14 protein-coding genes are annotated in these 19,683 nt (G+C 67.5%); 2 read left to right on the top strand and 12 right to left on the bottom strand.

Annotated elements, in window-relative coordinates:
* Window positions 1–41: 41 nt before the first annotated feature.
* Window positions 42–1,847, top strand: a complete 1,806-nt coding sequence (locus tag FZ938_RS24575; RefSeq protein ID WP_149201034.1) for a thiamine pyrophosphate-requiring protein — start codon at window positions 42–44, stop codon at window positions 1,845–1,847.
* A gap of 14 nt (window positions 1,848–1,861) precedes the next feature.
* Here FZ938_RS24575 and FZ938_RS24570 read toward each other — a convergent pair whose 3' ends face one another.
* The 8 genes from FZ938_RS24570 to FZ938_RS24535 all read right to left on the bottom strand — a co-directional run bounded on the left by FZ938_RS24570 (window position 1,862) and on the right by FZ938_RS24535 (window position 11,584).
* Window positions 1,862–2,563 (bottom strand): response regulator, encoded by a 702-nt coding sequence (locus FZ938_RS24570; RefSeq protein WP_281399492.1) that lies wholly within the window; start codon window positions 2,561–2,563, stop codon window positions 1,862–1,864.
* Window positions 2,526–5,264 (bottom strand): sensor histidine kinase, encoded by a 2,739-nt coding sequence (locus FZ938_RS24565; RefSeq protein WP_149201033.1) that lies wholly within the window; start codon window positions 5,262–5,264, stop codon window positions 2,526–2,528. Before FZ938_RS24565 ends, FZ938_RS24570 begins: the two co-directional genes overlap by 38 nt.
* A 382-nt stretch (window positions 5,265–5,646) precedes the next feature.
* A complete protein-coding gene (locus tag FZ938_RS24560) occupies window positions 5,647–6,924 on the bottom strand; it encodes a TRAP transporter large permease (RefSeq protein WP_149201032.1) in 1,278 nt (425 codons plus the stop codon).
* Window positions 6,921–7,439, bottom strand: coding sequence for a TRAP transporter small permease (locus FZ938_RS24555; RefSeq protein WP_149201031.1), 519 nt, complete (start codon window positions 7,437–7,439; stop codon window positions 6,921–6,923). The genes FZ938_RS24560 and FZ938_RS24555 overlap by 4 nt, the downstream gene beginning before the upstream one ends.
* 149 nt (window positions 7,440–7,588) lie before the next feature.
* On the bottom strand, window positions 7,589–8,572 hold the full coding sequence (locus tag FZ938_RS24550; RefSeq protein ID WP_149201030.1) for a C4-dicarboxylate TRAP transporter substrate-binding protein: 984 nt from the start codon (window positions 8,570–8,572) through the stop codon (window positions 7,589–7,591).
* Between the two features lie 305 nt (window positions 8,573–8,877).
* Window positions 8,878–9,903 (bottom strand): SDR family oxidoreductase, encoded by a 1,026-nt coding sequence (locus FZ938_RS24545; protein ID WP_149201029.1) that lies wholly within the window; start codon window positions 9,901–9,903, stop codon window positions 8,878–8,880.
* Between the two features lie 26 nt (window positions 9,904–9,929).
* Complete coding sequence (locus tag FZ938_RS24540) at window positions 9,930–10,523, bottom strand: isoprenylcysteine carboxyl methyltransferase family protein (protein ID WP_149201028.1); 594 nt, start codon at window positions 10,521–10,523, stop codon at window positions 9,930–9,932.
* A 2-nt stretch (window positions 10,524–10,525) separates the two neighbouring features.
* On the bottom strand, window positions 10,526–11,584 hold the full coding sequence (locus FZ938_RS24535) for a type III polyketide synthase (protein WP_149201027.1): 1,059 nt from the start codon (window positions 11,582–11,584) through the stop codon (window positions 10,526–10,528).
* A 326-nt stretch (window positions 11,585–11,910) separates the two neighbouring features.
* Here FZ938_RS24535 and hypF point away from each other — a divergent pair, with 326 nt between their 5' ends.
* Window positions 11,911–14,181, top strand: a complete 2,271-nt coding sequence (gene hypF, locus FZ938_RS24530) for a carbamoyltransferase HypF (RefSeq protein WP_246799099.1) — start codon at window positions 11,911–11,913, stop codon at window positions 14,179–14,181.
* Here the strand turns inward: hypF and FZ938_RS24525 are convergent.
* From FZ938_RS24525 to FZ938_RS24510, 4 genes are all read right to left on the bottom strand, one after another.
* Window positions 14,151–14,513: a hypothetical protein gene (locus FZ938_RS24525; RefSeq protein ID WP_149201026.1), complete on the bottom strand. Its 363-nt coding sequence runs from the start codon at window positions 14,511–14,513 to the stop codon at window positions 14,151–14,153. The genes hypF and FZ938_RS24525 overlap by 31 nt on opposite strands.
* Before the next feature lie 136 nt (window positions 14,514–14,649).
* Complete coding sequence (locus FZ938_RS24520) at window positions 14,650–16,938, bottom strand: FkbM family methyltransferase (RefSeq protein ID WP_149201025.1); 2,289 nt, start codon at window positions 16,936–16,938, stop codon at window positions 14,650–14,652.
* A gap of 111 nt (window positions 16,939–17,049) precedes the next feature.
* Window positions 17,050–17,844, bottom strand: coding sequence for a Ni/Fe-hydrogenase, b-type cytochrome subunit (gene cybH, locus FZ938_RS24515; protein ID WP_149201024.1), 795 nt, complete (start codon window positions 17,842–17,844; stop codon window positions 17,050–17,052).
* Window positions 17,845–17,868: 24 nt separating this feature from the next.
* Entirely contained in the window at window positions 17,869–19,683 is a 1,815-nt protein-coding gene (locus FZ938_RS24510) for a nickel-dependent hydrogenase large subunit (RefSeq protein WP_149201023.1), read from the bottom strand.

Below are 19,683 nucleotides of genomic sequence, written 5' to 3'. Positions count from 1 at the left end.
GACACGGCGGTGAAACACGACCAGAGACAAGAGAGGCGATAATGGCTCCGAACGTCAGTGATTTCTTCTGGCAGCGGCTCTCGGAATGGGGTGTGAAACGGGTCTTTGGCTATCCCGGCGACGGCATCAATGGGCTGGTCGGCGCGCTCGCCCGCACCGGCGACCAGTTCGATTTCATCCAGGCCCGCCACGAGGAACTGGCCGCGTTCATGGCGACCGCGCATGCCAAATACACCGGCGAACTGGGCGTCTGCCTCGCGACCTCCGGCCCCGGCGCCATCCATCTGCTGAACGGCCTGTACGACGCGAAGCTCGACCACCAGCCGGTGCTGGCCATCATCGGCCAGCAGGCGCTGACCGCACTCGGCGGCAGTTACCAGCAGGAGGTCGACCTTGTCTCCCTGTTCAAGGATGTGGCCGGCGAATATGTCCACATGGCCTCCACGCCCGCCCAGGTTCGGCATCTGGTGGACCGCGCGGTGCGCATCGCCATGGCCGAGCGGACGGTGACCTGCATCATCCTGCCCAACGACCTGCAGGAGATGGACGCGGTCGAGACGCCGCCGCGCGCCCATGGCACCATCCATTCCGGCGTCGGATATTCCGCCCCGGTCGTCCGCCCGGCGGAGGCCGACCTGCGCCGCGCCGCCGACGTGCTGAACGCCGGTTCCAAGGTGGCGATCCTGGTCGGCGCCGGGGCGCTGAACGCCACCGACGAGGTGATCGAGGTGGCCGACATCCTGGGCGCCGGCGTCGCCAAGGCCCTGCTCGGCAAGGCGGCGCTGCCCGACGACCTTCCCTTCGTCACCGGCTCCATCGGCCTGCTCGGCACCCGGCCGAGCTACGAGATGATGGTCAACTGCGACACGCTGCTGATGATCGGCTCCGGCTTCCCCTATTCGGAGTTCCTGCCCAAGGAGGGGCAGGCGCGCGGGGTGCAGATCGACATCGATCCGAAGATGCTCAGCATCCGCTACCCGATGGAGGTCAATCTGGTCGGCGACAGCGCCGGCACCCTGCGCGAGCTGATCCCGCTGCTCCGGCGCAAGCAGGACCGGTCCTGGCGCGACGGGATCGAGGCCGGCGTCGCCGACTGGTGGAAGGTTCTGGAAGCCCGCGCCATGAACGACGCCACGCCGCTCAACCCGCAGCGCGTCTTCTGGGAACTGTCGCCGAAGCTGCCGGACGACGTGGTGATCGCCTGCGACACCGGGTCGGGTACCAACTGGTACGCCCGCGACATCAAGATCCGCCGGGGCATGAAGGCCACCCTGTGCGGCGGCCTCGCCACCATGGGGCCGGGCATGCCCTATGCGCTGGCCGCCAAGTTCGCCCACCCCGACCGCCCGGTGCTGGCCATCGTCGGCGACGGCGCCATGCAGATGAACGGCATGAACGCCCTCATCACGCTGTCGAAATACTGGAAGCGATGGAGCGACCCGCGCTTCATCGTGCTGGTGCTGAACAACCGCGACCTCAATCAGGTGACGTGGGAGATGCGCGCCCAGGCCGGCAATCCGAAGTTCGAGGCATCGCAGGAGCTTCCCGACGTTCCCTATGCCCGCTATGCCGAGCTGTTGGGATTCAAGGGCCTTTTCGTCGACAAGCCCGAAGACCTCGGCAAGGTGTGGGACGAGGCGCTGGCGACCCGTGGGCCGGTGGTGGTCGAGGCGTACACCGATCCCAACGTCCCGCCGCTGCCGCCGCACATCACGCTGAAGAACGCAGCGGCGATGATGGCGACGCTGGCGAAGGGCGATCCGGAGGTGTGGGACATGCTGAAGGACACCGCCAAGGACCTCGTTCAGAGCTACCTTCCGCATGGTGGCGGAGACGAGAAGCGCTGATCAGCGGGGCCGACTTAATCAGCCCCCGTCCTGAACCGGTATCCCACCCCCGGCTCCGTCACGATCAGTGCCGGCAGGTTGGGGTCGGCCTCCAGCTTCTGGCGGAGCTGCTTCACATAGACCCGCAGATAGGCGGTGTCGTGGACATGCGCCGGCCCCCAGACCTCACGCAGCAGTTCGGTGTGGGTCAGGACATGGTCGGCGTGGCGGGCCAGCATCGCCAGAAGTTCGTACTCCTTGCGCGACAGGTGGACCTCGGTGCCGTTGCGCCCGACCACCCGGCGGGCGAGGTCGATGACGACGGCACCGGCGGTGACGGTGGTCGGCGGCTCCGCGTCGGCCGGGCGCTGGCGCAGGACGGCGCGCACGCGCGCCATCAGCTCGCCGACGCCGAAGGGCTTGACCACATAGTCGACGGCGCCGCGGTCCAGCGCCTCCACCTTGTCGTATTCCTGGGCGCGGACCGACAGCACGATGATCGGCACCGGGGAGGTCTGGCGCACAGCGCTAATGACCTCCTGCCCGTCGAGGTCGGGCAGCCCGAGGTCGAGGATCACCAGATCCGGCCGATGCCGCGCGCAGGCCTCGACCCCGTCGCGCCCATTTTCCGCCTCCACCACCTCGTAGCCGTTTGCCGACAGGCTGATGCGCAGGAACTTGCGGATCTGCGGTTCGTCATCAATCACCAGAACCTTGGCCACCAGAATCTTCGCCACGCGTGCTGTCTCCTTCCATCCCGGCGATCTCCGGCCCGGCCGGAACCGGCAGCAGGATGGCGATGCAGGTGCCGGGGCCATCCCGGCCGGGCAGCGCCCGGATGCTACCGCCATGCGCCTCCACGATACCACGGCAGATGGCAAGGCCAAGGCCGGTCCCCGCCGTCTGGGCGTCGCCTGCCTCCACCCGGTAGAACATGTCGAAGATGCGCTCGCGGTCGGTCTCCGGAATGCCCGGCCCCTGGTCGCACAGCTCGATCAGCGCCTCGCCCCCGGTGCGCCGCGCCCGGACGATGATGGGGCTGCCGTTGGGCGAGTATTTGCAGGCGTTGTCGATCAGATTGAAGAACACCTGCCCCATCAGTACGGGGTCGAGCCGCAGCAGCGGCAGCCCCGGCTCAAGATACAGCCGCACCGGGCGGTCCTCCAGCATCCGCTTCGCGCGGTCCAGCGCCGCCGCGATCACGTCGGCCAGATCGACCCAGTCGGTGCGCGGCTTCAACGTGCCCGACCCGATCCGCGTCATGTCCAGCAGATTCTGCACGAAGCGGTTCAGCCGCTCCGCCTCCTCCTGGATGGTCTGCACCAGTTCGGTCCGTTCGGCCGGGGCCAGCGCCTCGCCATAGCTGGTCAGGCTGGACGATGCCCCCAGGATGGAGACCAGCGGCGTGCGCAGGTCGTGGGACAGCGAAGACAGCAGGGCGGAGCGCAGCCGTTCCGTCTCCGCGGCGACGCGCGCCGTCTCGATGTCGGCGACCAGGGCCGTGCGCTCGATGGCGACCGCCGCCTGATCGGCCAGCGTGTCGAGCAGCCGCCCCTGTTCCGGCGACAGCAACTGCTGCCCCTCCGTCATCTGAACGCCCAGCACCCCGATCGGCCCGCGCCCGGTCCGCAGCGGCAGGAACAGCCAGTCGGCGGCGGGCAGGGTGGTGGAGCCGCGGCCGGCGGTCTTGCCGTTCTCCCAGGACCAGCGCGCCGCCGCCATCGACTTCTCGTCCAGCGTGTCCTCGGGCGGATAGCCGGCGGCGACCTCCAGCCGGCCGTCGCGCGGCAGCAGCACCAGCGAGCGGCCGTTCATGGTGGCGGCGACGTGATGGACCACCGCCCACAGCACATCGTCCAGCCCGACCGCCGCCGAGATGCGGCGGTTGAAGTCATAGAGGTTGGCGGTGCGCCGGGCGCTGAGCCGGGTCGCCTCCACCTGGGCGCGGACGCGGGCGGCGAGGTTGGAGGTGATGACCGCCGCCACCAGGAAGAAGAACACCGTCATGATGTTCTGCACGTCGGTGATGGCGAAGGTGTATTTCGGCTCGGTGAACAGGAAGTTGAAAGCGAGGAAGCTCAGCACCGAGGCGTAGATCGACGGCGCCAGCCCGTGCCGGATCGCCACCAGCAGCACACCGATCAGATAGGCGACCGAGATGTTTGGCAGCGGCAGCCAGACGTCGATCAGCAGCCCCACCGCCGTCGCCGCCGCTACGGTAAGCGTCGCCACGCCGTAGGCCAGCCAGTCGAAGGCGGGGGAGGGCGCCCTGGTGTCGAGGCTGCGCGCCGGCCGCTCGTCCTCGCCGGCCACCACCATCACGTCGAAATTCTCGTTGCGGGCCAGCAGGTCGGTGGTCACCGACTGGTGCAGCGCGCGCAGCCGGTTCTTGGGATGGGCTCTGCCGACGATGATCTGGCTGACGTTGCGGGCGCGGGCGAAGGCCAGGATCTCCGCCGCCGCCCGCTCGCCCTGGACCACGGCCGTCTCGCCGCCCAGCTGTTCGGCCAGCCGCAGCGCCTGGGCGATGCAGTCCTTGTCCTCCTCCGACAGGGCATGGTCGCGGTGGGTCTCGACATACAGCGCCACCCAGGGCGCATCCCGTCGTTCCGCCGCCCGCTTGGCGGTCCGCACCAGCCGCAGGGCCTGCGGCCCGTCGCCGATGCACACCAATATTCGCTCGCGCGTTGGCCAGGGACCGGCGATGGCGTGGGCGCGCATATAGCGCAGCATCTGCGCGTCCACCCGTTCCGCCGCCTGCCGCAGCGCCATTTCCCGCAGTGCGGTCAGCGTGCCGGGGGAGAAGAAATGGTCGGCCGCGCGCTTCGCCTGTTCGGGCACATAGACCTTGCCCTCCTGCAGGCGCCGGATCAGTTCCTGCGGCGGCAGGTCGATCAGCGCGATCTCGTCGGCCCGCTGCAGAACGCCGTCTGGCAACGTCTCGCGCACCTTGATCCCGGCGATGCGTTCGACGACGTCGTTCAGGCTTTCCAGATGCTGGACGTTCAGCGTCGAGAAGACGTCGATCCCGGCGTCGAGGATCTCGTCCACATCCTGCCAGCGCTTGACGTGGCGGCTGCCGGGGATGTTGGTGTGGGCCAGTTCGTCCACCAGCACCAGCTTCGGCCGGCGGGCCAGGATGGCGTCCAGGTCCATCTCCTGGAAGGGCCGCCCGCGATACTCGATCCGCCGCCGCGGCAGGATGTCCAGACCGTCCAGCAGGGCTTCGGTGTCGCGTCGCCCGTGCGTTTCGACCACGCCGACGACGACTTCCGTGCCGTCGCGAATCCTTGCGCGGGCGTCCTCAAGCATCGCATAGGTCTTGCCGACGCCCGGTGCCGCACCGAGGAAGATCTTCAGGCGCCCGCGCCGTTCGCGGTTGGCCTCCTCCAGCAGCGCGTCGGGCGACGGCCGGTCATCGGCTTCCGGTTCGGTCATCGGTCCATCGCTTCCACGGCGCTGCACATCGTCATCGCGCTCCTGCCCCTGACGCGGGGCAGCGTGACCGTGCCGCCCGCCCGCGTCAATGGGCGGAGGAGAAGGTGCGGATGCGCAAAAAACAAAGAAGGGCCGCCGTTTCCGGCAGCCCTTCCATTGTCAATCCGTGTGTCGTCGACACCACGGCGCAGTCCTCAGCGGACCGAAATCCCCTTCGCGAAGAAAGAGACCTCGGCCTTGGCGCTCGACGACGAGTGAGACGGACAATGAGACACGAGATCACCTCCTTTCTGTTGTTGGCGTACGACACAGCATATAGGAGCTTTCGCGAGTGCTGCAAGTCGGGTTTCCGACCGCTCCGCTGTGACATTTGCCGGGGCGTTCACATCAGCGCGTTGGGCACGAACAGCACCAGACCGGGCCACAGCAGCATCACCGCGACCAGCGCCACCACGGCCAGGACGAAGGGGATGGATTCGACGATGTATTCCTCGACCGGGCAGTCCAGCAGGCTGCACACCGTGTACATCGCCACACCCACCGGGGGGGTCATCGAGCCCAGCGTGACGATGGTCATCATCAGGATGCCGAAATGCACCGGATCGACGCCCAGCGGCTGGACGATCGGCAGGAAGATCGGCGTCAGCAGCAGAACCAGCACCGTGCTCTCGATGAACAGGCCGGCGACGAACAGGAAGACCAGGATCAGCGCAACGACCAGCACCGGCTCCCGCGTCAGGCCGGTCATGGCGGCGGCGATGCTCTGCGGCGCCTGTTCGAAGACGATGGCGTAGCCGACCATGCCGGAGAAAAGGATGATCAGCAGGATCAGCCCGGTGTCCGTCACAGCCTCCACCAGCGCGTCGGCCATGTCGCGAAGCGTCAGTTCCTTGTGCACGAAGAAGCCGATGACGCCGGCATAGATGACGGCGAAGGCGCCGACCTCCGACGGGGTGAACAGCCCGCCGCGGATGGCGACCAGCAATGCCACTGGGAACAGCAGCGCCCATTTGGCGTGGACCACCGCCTCCCACATCGCCTTGCCGGTCGGCCGCTGGGTGGTGGCGGCGCCATAGCCGCGCCGCCGGGCGATCCACCAGACGGTGACCATCAGCACGGCCATCATCAGGAAACCGGGAACGATGCCGGCCAGGAACAGCCGTCCGATGGAGACGTTGCCGACGAAGCCGTACAGGATCAGGCCCAGGCTGGGCGGGATGGTCGCGGTGATCAGCGACCCCACCGCGATGACGGCCGAGGTGAAGCCCTTCGAATAGCCGCTGCGAATCAGGTCCGGACCCAGGATGCGCGCCTCCATCGCCGCGTCGGCGACGGCGGAGCCGGACACGCCGCCCATCAGGGTGGACAGCACGATGCAGACCTGCGCCAGCCCGCCGGACATCCACGACACCAGCACGTTGGAACAGCCGATCAGCCGGTGGGTGATGCCGGTCCGGTTCATCATGTGACCGGCAAGCACGAAGAAGGGAACGGCCAGCAGCGGGAAGCTCTGCGAGGCGGTGGCGACCTGCTGCACCCCGATCGACACCGGGATGATGCCGTTGGTGAGGAAGAAGGTGAAGCCGGCCATGCCGATGGCGAAGGCGATGGGAACGCCCAGGGCCATCAGGATGAAGAAGGTGAGGGCGAGCAGGATCACGGTATCACCTCCTCCGCCACCGGGACGTCCGACGGCGTATTGAAGATCGGGCGCGGGGTGCGGCGAAGCCGGCCGATGGCTGCCATAGTCTGCCCCAGCAGGGTGAAGGACAGCAGCAGGCAGCCGACCGGCACAGCCGAGGTGACGAAGGCATAGCTGATGCCGCTGTCGCCGAACTGGCGTTCCAGGTTCAGCATCGTCAGCTGGTAGCCCTTCACCGCCATCGTCAGCAGGAAGGCCAGCACCAGCAGCGCCAGCAGGATGTCCAGGATGGCGCGAACGCGCGGCGGCAGGCGCTTGACGATGTAGTCGATGCCGATATGGGCATGCTTGCGCAGCGCGAGGTCGGCGCCGAGGAAGCTGGCCCAGGCGAACAGCAGCTGCGCAACGTCCACCGACCAGACCAGGGGATAGCCGAACCAGCGGCTGATGCCGGCCACGAAGACCAGCAGGACGATGACGGCGAGCAGCGTGGTCGCCAGCACCGTCTCCGCCTTGACGTACAGGGATTTCATCGCAAGGGGGTGCTCCGGTCCGGCCCGCGGGGGTGCGCCGGTGGTGCGGATGGCCGTGGGCGTAGGGTGCGGGCGTCGGTTGCGGGAGGGGAGCGGGGCGGCCCGGCAAAGGCGGCCCCACCCCGGTCACGACGGAAAAGGCAGACCGGTCACTGCTTCAGCAGCGCGTCGACCTGCTTGTGCAGCTCGCCATAGCCGAGCTTTTCATAGACGGACGCTGTTGCCTCGCGGAAGGGCGTGACGTCGATGTCGACGACCTGCATGCCCTTCTCCGTCATCTGCTTTTCGAAATCCGCCAGCGACGCCTCGGTCGCCTTGGATGCACTGTCGCCGGCCTTCAGCGACTCCTCGCGCAGGAGCGTCTGCATGTCCTTCGGCAGGCTGTCGAACCAGGCGGCGCTGGTAACGATGCCGGTGATCAGGTTGATGTGGCCGGTCTTGGTCAGGTACTTCGCCACCTCGTACAGGCGCGAGCCGTAGATGGCGGGGTCCTGCGCCTCGGCGCCGTCGATCACCTGCTGCTGCATGGCGGTGTAGACCTCCGACCAGGGCAGCGGCGTCGCGGTGGCGCCCATGGCGCGGATGGTCTCCATCCACACCGGTGCGCCCGGCGTGCGGACGCGGACGCCGTTCAGGTCGGCCGGCACCTTCACCGGCTTGTTGGTCAGCATATGGCGTTCGCCCTGCCACCAGTTGAAGGACAGAACCTGATGGCCGGACGCCTTGCGCAGCTTCTGCACCCACTCCTCGAACATCGGCGAGGTCACGACCTTGCGGATGCCGCCATAGCCCTGGGCGACGTAGGGCGCGCCCAGCACGCCGAACTCCTTGACGAACACGGCGAGCCGGCCGCCGTCCACCACCACCGCGACGGGGGCGCCGGCGCGGGCCTGTTCCAGCAGATCCTCGTCCTTGCCCAGCTGCGAGGCGGGGAACAGGCGGACGGCCATCTTGCCGGCGGACCGCTTCTCCACATTGGCCTTGAACTCTTCCAGGCCCTTGTAGAGCGGGTCCTGCTGCGACAGCGCCGTGTTGACGCTGAGCGTGTAGTCGGCCGCCGAGGCACCGAATGAAACCAGGGACACCACTGCGCCGAACAGCGCCGTACGCACGGCGTTCGCCATGACAGACATGCCTTTTCCTCCCAGCTATATGGACCGCCGGCGACGGTCGGCCGGCATTCGACTGGTGCGTGTTCGGCCCGCCGCCGGGACACCGGCGAACGCCCTGGGTCAAGGGGCGGTCCAGCAGGGATGGGGATGGCCGATGACCAGTTTGTTCTTTCACTGGTATGGTAGTATGTATGATTTCGGTTGGCAATAGCGTTTCGGGCGGAATGTTCGTATTCCACCAATGTCGCTGCCGAACTGTTTCCATATGAAATGGGCCAGCCAGCGGATCGCGGCAGCCGGCCCTGGCCGCATCGCCGGTCCGCCGCCTAGCGCAGGCGCGGGGTCATCCGGCTTATGGCGAAGCCCAGGCCGCCCACCAGGAGAAATCCGGCCGCCACCGCGACGCCGCGGGCGGCCGCGCTTGGAGCCTCCAGCCGCAAGCTGTTGTGCGGCAGGCCGAAGCGCCCACGGGTGCGGTGCAGCCCCTCGACGGGATGGAACAGGTTGTCGGGCCGGCCGGGCGTCTCGCGTTCCTCCGTCATCTGGCCGTCCACCGCGTTGTTGGCGAGGTAGCGGTCGGCGAAGGCCGGCGCCAGGGAGTTGCCCAGGATCGCCTGCATCGCCGACCAACCCAGCCAATATTCGCGGCGGGGATTTTCGGCGGCATGCAGGATGGCGCGGGCGATGTCTTCCGGCTGGAAGATGGTGCCCATCGGCCGCGCCCGGCGGGGCATGTGGCTGCGCGCCCAATCGAACTGCGGCGTGTTGACCGCCGGCAGATGCACGGTGGTCAGCCTGACGCCGCTGTCCTCGTGGATCAGTTCGGAATGCAGGCTGTCGATGAAGCCGGTGATCGCATGCTTGGCCGCGCAATAGGCCGACTGCAGCGGAATCGACCGGTAGGCCAGCGCCGAGCCGACCTGCAGGATCGTGCCGGCATTGCGCGGCCGCATCCGGCGCAACGCCGTCTGGATGCCGAAAGCGGAGCCGAGATAGGTCACCTCGGTCACCCGCTTCAGTTCCTTCGGCGTCACGGCATGAACCGGGCCGAAGACGGTCACCATTGCCACGTTGATCCAGGCGTCGATGGGGCCGAAAGCCTCCTCCACCCGGTCGGCGGCAGCATCCAGCGCGTCCGGATCGGCGACGTCCAGCGGCAGGACCAGCGCCCGGCCGCCCAGCCGTTCGACCTCCGCCTTCACCTCCGCCAGTGCATCGGCCGAGCGGGCGATCAGGCCGATGGATGCCTTGCGGTAGGCGGCGAAGGCCAGCGCGGTGGCGCGGCCGACCCCGGCGGATGCGCCGGTGATGCAGACGACAGGGGAATTGGGGAGGCCGTTGGTCGGGTACATGGCGATGGTCCTGTTCTTATTGCGCCTCAGAAGCGGTCGGGGGTTGGCCGGGGGGTTGGCCGGGGGGTTGGACGTCGGCCGCTCCATCCTGTCCAACTCGCGGCACCGCCCCCGGTTCCGTCCCGTCCGCTCAACGCCCGCTCTTCCACCCGGATGCGGTGCAGGGTCAGCGGAATGTTCAGCAGCGTGGCGGCGATGGCGATCCAGACCTCGCCGAAAACCAGCGGCAGAACCGCAAGCTCTCCCGCCACCACGACGTAGTTGGGATGCCGGACCCAGCGGAAGGGGCCGCGGCGGACCAGCGGCGCGCCGTCCAGCGTGATGATCCGCGTCGTCCAGAAACGGCCGAGCGTGGCGATCACCCAGACCCGCCCTGCCTGGAGCAGAATGAACAGCGCCAGTAGCCAGCCATGCACCGGCGCGTCTGCCGGCACCACGACGAACAACGCAAGCAGCCAGCCCGCATGCAGCGCGACGAACAGTGGGTAATGCGCCGCCCCGACTTCCCGCGCGCCGTCGGCCAGCAGACGTGCGGTGTTGCGGCGGGCGATCACCAGTTCCAGCAGCCGTTGCGCCGCCACCGCCAGCAGGATGATCTGCGGCCAGCCGATGGAGTCCATCGTCACAGATCCAGCAGGGTGAGACCGGCGGTGAAGCCGGGGCCGAGCGCCAGCATCAGGTGCGGTCCGGTCGCCCCGCTGCGCATCCGCCGGTCCAGAACGAACATCACGCTGGCGGCCGACATGTTGCCGCAGTCGCCCAGCACCGCCCAGGAATCGTCCATGCCGGCGATGGCGGGGGCAAGCACCTCGGTCAGCGCCTGCAGGACCTTGGCGCCGCCGGTGTGGCAGATCACTCCGGCCAGATCGGCGCGGGACATGCCGCGGCCGGTCAGGAAGCCGTCGATCACCGGGGGTAGCCTTTCGCGGATCAGGCGGGGAATGTCCTGACTGAAGACGACGCCGAAGCCCTCGTCCTCGATGCGCCAGCCCATGATCCGCCGCGTGCCGGGCCAAGTATGCTCGGCACTGTCGACGAAGCGCGGAGCGGGGGTGTCGTCATCGGCCGCCGGGGTCCGCAGAAGGGCGGCGGCGGCACCGTCGGCGAACAGCGCGCTGGCGACGACATTGGTGGCGGTGGCCTCCTCCGGCCGGTGCGACAGGGTGCACAACTCGACCACCAGGAACAGCACGGTGCGGCCGGGCATTGCACGCGCCATCATGCCGGCCCGCGCCAGCCCCAGCGCACCGCCGGCGCAGCCCAGCCCGAAGACCGGCAGCCGCACCGTGTCGGGCCGGAAGCCCATGCGGTCGAGCAGCAGCGCCTCCAGACTGGGGGTGGCGATGCCGGTGGTGGTGGCGCAGACGATGACGTCGACATCGGCGGGGCGCAGGCCGGCAGCGGACAGCGCCTTGGCCGCCGCCTCTTCCAGCAAGTTCAGCGCCACCCGTTCGAACACGGCGGCGCGTTCGGCCCAGCCATGCGGCTCCAGATACCAGTCCAGCGGGCAGGCGGCATGGCGGGTGCGGATGCCGGTGTTGGCGAAGACGGGGGCCAGCCTGTCGAAATCGCGCAAGCGATGAGCGAACACCGACCGGGCGACGGTCAGTGTCTCCGCCTGTTCGAACCGGTGGGGCGGTAGCGCCGTGGCGACCGACAACAGCCGCGGATCGGGTGACATCCTGCCTCCTGCATGCTGCCGCCGGGTAAAATGCCGCCGGGAAAAACCAAGGGGGGCGACGATCCCGCCATATCAGGCAACAGGAATATTGTGCGGCCGTTGCGCCGGCGCCCGCCTGCTCAAAAGTCTATCGACTTTCGGGCGCGCGGGCGCACCTTGCCAAGAATGATGTCCAACATAGAGCAACCTCTGGTGAAGCCCGTTCCGTTAAGCCTGACGCGGCTTCAGCGGGGTGGTGTCGCGGAACTTGATCCTTGTTACAGCACTCCCGTCGGCGCAGAAATCCCTTCTCCCCCCAGGGGAGACGGTTAGGATGACGGGGTTCGGTGCAGCCGAAGATCATCCAACAGGCCTTCATGTCCCACGACGACATACGTTTGCGCATCCGCGTGCGGGGACGGGTGCAGGGGGTGGGATTCCGCCCGCATGTCCATGCGCTTGCCCGGCGTTTCGGCCTGACCGGCTGGGTTCTGAACGACCCGCAGGGCGTGCTGATCGAGGTGCAGGGCATCGCCGCCGCCGATCTGCTCGCCGCCCTGACGGCTGAGGCTCCGCCGCTGGCCCGCATCGACGCGGTGGAGTGCGAGACCGTCACCCCGCTTTCCGGCGAGGACTCCTTCACTATCCACCACAGCGTGTCGGCGGGCGCCGTCGCCACCGGCATCGGACCGGACGCCGCGGTTTGCCCGGCCTGTCTCGCCGAACTGTTCGATCCGGCCGACCGCCGCTATCGCTATGCCTTTCTGAACTGCACACATTGTGGCCCGCGCTATACCATTACCCGGCGGCTTCCCTATGACCGGCCGCAGACGGCGATGGCCGGCTTCACGCTCTGCCCGGACTGCTTGGCGGAGTACCGGGATCCGGCCGACCGCCGCTTCCATGCCCAGCCGACCGCTTGCCCGATCTGCGGTCCCCAGCTGTCGCACCCGCCGGAGGATATCCTGGCCGCCCTGCAGGCCGGCAGGATCGTTGCCATCAAGGGGCTGGGCGGTTTCCATCTTGCCTGCGACGCCACGCGGGCGGATGCGGTGGAGCGGCTGCGGCGGGTCAAGCAGCGCAACGGCAAGCCCTTTGCCCTGATGGTCGCCAATGCGGAGTCCGCCGCCCGCCATGTCCGGATGGATGCCGACGAACGCCAATTGCTGGAGGGCGTGGCGCGCCCCATCGTCCTGCTGCGGCGGCGGGAGGACGCGCCGGAACTGGCACCCGACATCGCCCCGGATCTGGCGTGGCTGGGCGTGATGCTGCCCTACACGCCGCTGCATTACCTGCTGTTCCACGAGGCGGCCGGCCGGCCGAACGGCACCGGCTGGCTGGGCGAGCCGCAGGACCTGACGCTGGTGATGACCTCCGCCAATCCCGGCGGCGAACCGCTGGCCATTGGCAATGGCGAGGCGCGGGAGAGGCTGGACGGCATCGCCGATCTGATCGTCGATCACGACCGCGACATCGTCGTCCGCGCCGACGACAGCGTGGTGCGGAAGCTGGCCGGCGCGCCCGCCTTCCTGCGCCGGGGCCGCGGCCATGTGCCTGAGCCGATCCGGCTGGCCCGCCCCGTGCCGCCGATCCTGGCGGTCGGCGGCCATCTGAAGGCGACGGTCTGCGTCACCCGCGGCGACGAGGCCTTCCTGTCCCAGCACATCGGCGACCTCGACAACGCCGCGACGCTGGGCTTTCTGGCGGAGACGGTCGCCCATCTGCTGCACATCCTGGGCGTGGAGCCGATGGCGGTCGCCCATGACAAGCACCCGGACTTCCAGTCCACCCGCTTCGCCGAGATGAGCGGCCTGCCGGCCATCGCGGTCCAGCACCACCATGCCCATGTCGCCGCCGTGATGGCCGAACACCGCATCGACGGGCCGGCGCTGGGCCTTGCGCTCGACGGTTTCGGGCTGGGGGAGGGCGGCGGGTCCTGGGGGGGCGAGATGCTGCTGGTCGACGGGCTGCGGGCCGAGCGGATCGGCAGCCTCGCTCCGCTCGCCCAGCCCGGCGGCGACGTCGCCGCCCGCCAGCCCTGGCGGATGGCGGCATCCGCCCTGGTGCGGATGGGCCGCGCCGACGAGATCGTCCCCCGCTTCGCCGGCCATGGACCGGCCGAGGGCGTGCGGCGGATGATCGAGCGCGGCATCAACGCGCCGCTCACCAGTTCCTGCGGGCGCTGGTTCGACGCCGCCTGCGGGTTGCTGGGCGTCCGCGCCGTGGCGGGCTTCGAGGGAGAGGCGCCGATGGCGCTGGAATCGCTGGTGCGCCGGCCACGGGTGGCGGAGGGCGCGTGGCGGATCGAGAACGGCGAGCTCGACCTGACGCCCCTGCTGGAGCGCCTGCTGTCCGTTGCCGACGCGACGGAGGGGGCGGAGCTTTTCCACGGCACGCTGGCCGCGGCGCTGGTGGATTGGACGCTGCCGGCACTCCGTTCCCACGGTTTCCGCCGGGTGGTGTTGTCCGGTGGCTGCCTGATGAACGCGGTGCTTGCGGAGGCGCTGGTCGCCGGCTTTCGCGCGGCCGGGGTGGAGGCGCTGCTGCCGAGGCTGGCTCCCGCCAATGACGGCGGGCTCAGCCTCGGTCAGGCGTGGACGGCGTCCTTCGCCTTGTAGGGGAACAGCGGCATCTGGACCGGTGCCCGGACCTTCTTGCGCAGGGGCGGGGTTTCGGCGACGCGGTTCACCTTGTCGAACGCGTACAGCCCGCGGTACTTGCCGATATAGCCTTTGCGGCAGGCGCGGTGGAAACGCTGCGATGCGGTTTCCCAATCGTCGCCCGGTTGCAGCCAGCTGACATAGGTGGTGCCGGTGCGGGGATCGGTGCGCAGGAACCGGCCGCGCCCCTTCTCCCCCCGCACCCACTGGCCCGGGTTCAGCGTCAACGCCCCGCGGGCCAGCAGCATTTTCACCTGCGGGGTCAAGTCTATGGTCGGAAGATAAGGCATGACGTCCTCCTGGCGCACCCGCATTGGGTGGCGCCGATCTGGGAGACTCCGTTGTTTCGGAACCTCCTGGATATGGGAACGTATGCGCAACAAATCAAGGTTTGCAACGGTTTCAACGCAGGACTCTACCCACCGATCAGCTTTGGGCGACGCTCAGCAAAGCGGTCCGCACGAGGTCTTCCACGGCGGCACGATCGCGTCGTGTCGCCCAACAGTTGAGCGAGTTCTCACCGCCGGGAGCCACGAACCGCCCGATCTCTTCCACCCGAAAGGCCTCGTCGTCAATGGTATAGAACCGGTAGCCGAGCGGTCGCAGAATCGCATCGATCTCGGCGGATGACTCCTCGTCCGGGCAGGCGATCAGCAGGTCGGGACCGCTGCGCCCCAGAATTTCGGCCATGCTGGCGAGTGCCGGCGCCTCGGCACCCTTCAGGTCGATCCTCACGAGGTCTACGGTCGTCTCGCCGAGCAGTGCCAGCAGTTCGACCCCGGTAACGCCCTGAACCACTTCGGTGGAATTGTTTTCTCCCAAAGCGGCCCGGACGATGAGCGTTCCGGGGGTGAGGATATCGTGGGGGGCGTCCCGCGACACCACCGCCTCGCCCGGTTGGTCCAGGACCACGGCCTGCACCGCCAAAGCACGGCCGTCGCAGCCGTTGGCGTCCAGGTTCTTCTTCAACCGCGCCAGATTTGCCGAGACCGGCTCCACCGCGACGATGCGCGCCTCCGGGTTGGCCCGCGCCGCCATCAGCGTGTAGATGCCGGTGTAGGCGCCGATATCGAAGATGACCTGCCCTTGCGTGGCCAGAGCCTGCCAGAGCCGCAGGGACGCAGGCTGATAGCGGCCACGCCAGCCCAGGTTCATGCAGACAAGGTCGTCGTTGTCGTCAAACAAAACGATCGGTTCGCCGATGGTCGGCTCGATTTCCAGGAATCCGTGATAGGGGAACTGACGGCTGATGGAATAATGGCTTCCGGGTTCTACTGCGCCGAAGCCACGCTGCCAGATGCGGGTGTCCGCCGTGGCCGCGTTGCGGGCCTCGATCGCCGCAGCGCCGTCGGGATCCAGGCCGTGTGCCTGCCGCGCCTTCTCCAGAACCCGACCGACCGACTCCCGCCAATCGGCGCCATTGCCGGAGCGCGGCCCGGAGGAATGCATTCCCCTGCGGTTCAGGAACAGCGGTGCGGTAATCTTCGCGCACCGGGCACTGTTCCAGACACGCAGGTAGTATTCGAAATCCTCCCCCACATCGAGCGATTCGTCGAACGGAGTTGCCAGAGCGACCGAGGTGCGGACGAAGTGTCCCATCTGCAAAGTGACGTAGGGGTCATGGAGCAGAAGATCGCTCACTGTTTCGATCCGCGGCAATTGCGGAAGACGAATCCGGCCGGAAACCGTCTCCTGGCCAAGCCCGCCATCCACGCTTTCCAGGATCAGACCCCACACGGCGTCGGCCCGGTCCATGTGCGGAGCCATCTGCTGGAACGCCTGCGGCATCATCAGGTCGTCCGCATCCAGGAAGAACAGCCAGTCGGCTCCACGGGCGGCCGCCTCGCGCACACCTTCATTGCGGGCGGCGGACCTGCCCTTGATGCCTGCGGTATCGTCGATCACGACGCAATCGAAGTCGGTGAAGGGGCCGGGATCGTGTTGCGCGGCGGCCATCACGGAATTGATCGCCTGCTGGTAATGTGTCTGATGTCCGGGCCCGACCGGGATCACCACGGCGCATTTGGCGCTTTCCGCCAATTCGGGCGCACGGCGGAACAGGGCCGGGCCGATGCGGAAGAAACCGGCTGCGGCCAATTCCTGATGCAAGCGTTGTTCGGTGTATTTGTTACAGTGCATGCCGCGCGTCTCGGGGAAGAGATCGGTGGCCGACGGCATGATGTATTCGAAATTCTGCGCAATATAATCCTCGTCCACCGCGTAAAATGGGGTGTTGACGATCAGGTAGCCGCCGGGACGCAACGCGGCAAAGAGGTGGGGGAGAAGGGACCGCACCTCCGATTTGGGAATATGCTCGATCACGTCCAGCATCAGGATCGCGTCGAAAGCGTTCCGGAAGCCTTTGGACGTGACGAACTGCAAGGCATCGTCGCACTGGACCTGCCAGCGATCCGCGGGGATTTCCTTCAGCGTCTCCCCGGCCAGCGTATATGCGGCTTCTGAGAAATCCACGCCGACGTAACGGGCGGCCTTTCCGGTGGACAGCAGGTAACGGGCGCTTTCGGCACGCCCGTAGCCGATTTCCAGCACATGGGCATCGGTGAGCGGGAACTGATCGATCAACTTGCGGTGGATGGGGGAGATGCCGCCGACCTCCCATTCCTCCATCCCGATCGCGCCATAGTGGAGCTTGTTTCCCTTGGCGTCGCGCCCGGTGAAATATTCACGGGTGTAGAGTTCTTTGGCGAAACCCATGTCCGGTCCCCGGCGGCGTGATCGATCGTCAATCGATACGCGCTGCCAGGGTATCAACGCAAGAGTGGCTCAAATTCATTCGCCACGCGGCCGATCGGCGGCAACGCAACCTTACCCCACCCGTGCCGCCTTCTTCACCGGCCGCTCATGCTCCTCGTCCGCCGGGGCTTCGGTGTCCTTGAAGGTGCGGACGCCGCTGATCATGGTGGAGATGATCGACTGGCGGGACATGATGTCCTCGCGCACCGCGGCATAGACGTGGACGATCACGAACAGCAGGATCGCCCACATGCCCAGATGGTGCCAGGTGTGGACGTCCATGCTCTGGCCGAACAGCGGGATGACCCAGCCGAACAGCCGGTCCTGCCAGCTGCCCTGACCGGCACCCTCGCTGTAGAGCGCGAAGCCGGTGACGATCATGAAGACGCTGCCGACGGCGATCGCCCAGAACATGGCGAACTGCGCCAGCGGGTTGTGCCCGACATACAGCTTCGGCTTGCGCTCCAGGAACAGGTACCAACGGGCTTCCAGGAACAGCTCCCCCCACCAATGGCGGTCCCAGAAGGGGAAACGGAACAGCTGCCGGGCATGGTGGTTGCCGGCGAAGGCCCAATAGAGCCGGCCGATGAAGCCGACGGCGAAGATGTAGGCCGCGGCGAAATGGACGAAGCGGATGTAGCCCATCAGGAAATTGGCGCTGGCCTCGCCCGGCATGGTCGGCAGCGGGTTGGCGATCAGGTAGCCGGTGACCGACAACACCATGATAGCCAGCGCGTTGACCCAGTGCCAGACCCGCACCGGCACCTCGTACACATAGATCGCCTTCAGGAAGCGGCCGGCCGCCGGAGCGGCCGTCCCTTCCTCATCCGGTGTCGCGACCGGTTTCGCATCGTCGAGAGGAGCCATGACGTAATCCTCCTCGGTTGCCGGTCAGCGCACGGTGACGCGGGCCAGTTCGGCACCGTCGGGCGCCATGACGTGGGTGGAGCAGGCAAGGCACGGGTCGAAGCTGTGCAGGGTGCGCAGGATCTCCACCGGCTCGTCCGGGCGGGCCATCGGCGTGTTCAGCAGCGACGCCTCGAAGGCGCCGATGTTGCCCTTGGGGTCGCGCGGGCTGCCGTTCCAGGTCGTCGGCACGACGCACTGGTAGTTGTCGATCTTGCCGTCCTTGATCTTGATCCAGTGGCCGAGACCGCCGCGCGGGGCGGCGACGGTGCCGACGCCCTTGGCCTCCTTCGGCCAGGTCTTCGGGTCCCACTTCTCCACATTGGCGGTGGCGGTGTCGCCGGCCTTGATGTTGGCGATCAGGGCGTTCCAGTCGTCCATCATCATGGTGCAGCAGTATTGGCATTCCAGCGCGCGGGCCAGGGTGCGGCCGATGGTGGTCGGCAGCGCCTGCTGCGGCGTGAAGCTGGTGCCGGCCAGCTTGTTGAAGGCGCCGAGCGATTCGGTGATCTGGTCCTTCACATAGCCGACGCCCTGGGCATAGGCCAGGATGTAGCGGGGCAGGGGACCGACCTCCACCGCGTGGCCGCGCCAGCGCGGCGCCTTGATCCAGGAATACTTGGCGGCCTCGTCCAGTTCCTTGATGTCGGTGCGGGTGCCCTTGGTGTTGGCGCCCAGCTCGAACTTGGCCTGAGTCACGCCATCCCACGGGTGCAAGCCCTTGCTCTCGTCCTCGTAGTGATACCAGCTGTGGGCGACGAACTCCTGCACCTGCGCCGGATCGCGCGGGTCGATGGGGTGGACCTCGTTCCAGTTGCCGTTCAGGATGACGCCGCCCGGCAACTGGCAGGTCGAATGGTCGTACGGCACCTTCTCGTAATCGCCGTAGTCCATGACATTGGTCGCCGACAGCCCGCCGCCATAGAGCCAGTCCTTGTAGAAGCTGGCTATGGCGAGCACGTCCGGCAGATAGACGTTCTCGACGAAGGCCGTGGCCTCCTGGATGCGGGCGCGGATGAAGTTCAGCCGCTCCATGTTCAGCGGCGCGCCCGACGACCCGGTGCCGTCCATGTTGATGGCGCAGGGAACGCCGCCGACCATGTAGTTCGGGTGCGGGTTCTTGCCGCCCAGGATGGTGTGGATCTTGACGATGTCCTTCTGGAGATCCAGCGCCTCCAGGTAATGGGTCACCGCCATCAGGTCGGCTTCCGGCGACAGCTTGTAGGCCGGGTTGTCCCAGTATCCGTTCTTGAAGATGCCGAGCTGGCCACTCTCCACGAACTTCTTCAGGCGGGTCTGGACATCGCGGAAATAGCCGGGGCTGGACTTGGCATGGCGCGGCGACACCGCCTGCTGCAGCGCCGAGGTCGCCTGCGGATCGGCCTTCAGCGCATTGACCGGATTGACCCAATCCAGCGCGTGCAGGTGATAGAAATGGACGATGTGGTCATGGACCTGCAGCGTCTTCGCCATGATCTCGCGGATCAGGTGGGCGTTCTTGGGGATGCGGATCTGCAGCGCATCCTCCACCGCGCGGACCGAGGTCAGCGCATGGCAACCGGTGCAGACGCCGCAGATGCGCTCCACGAAGGCCCAGGCGTCGCGCGGGTCACGGCCCTTCAGGATCACTTCGAGGCCACGCCACATCGTGCCGGTGGACACCGCGTTGCGGATGATGTTGTCGCTGTCGACGTTCACCTCGCAGCGCATGTGGCCTTCGATGCGGGTGACCGGATCGACGACGATGCGCTTGCCGCCATTGTCGAGCGAGAACCCGTTCGGGGTCTGGACGATGCCCAT

The organism is Azospirillum oryzae (genome assembly GCF_008364795.1).
GTDB classification, from domain to species: Bacteria; Pseudomonadota; Alphaproteobacteria; order Azospirillales; family Azospirillaceae; genus Azospirillum; species Azospirillum oryzae.
Note: the sequence above shows the minus strand (reverse complement) of the source record. Positions and strands in the feature narration are given on the sequence as shown.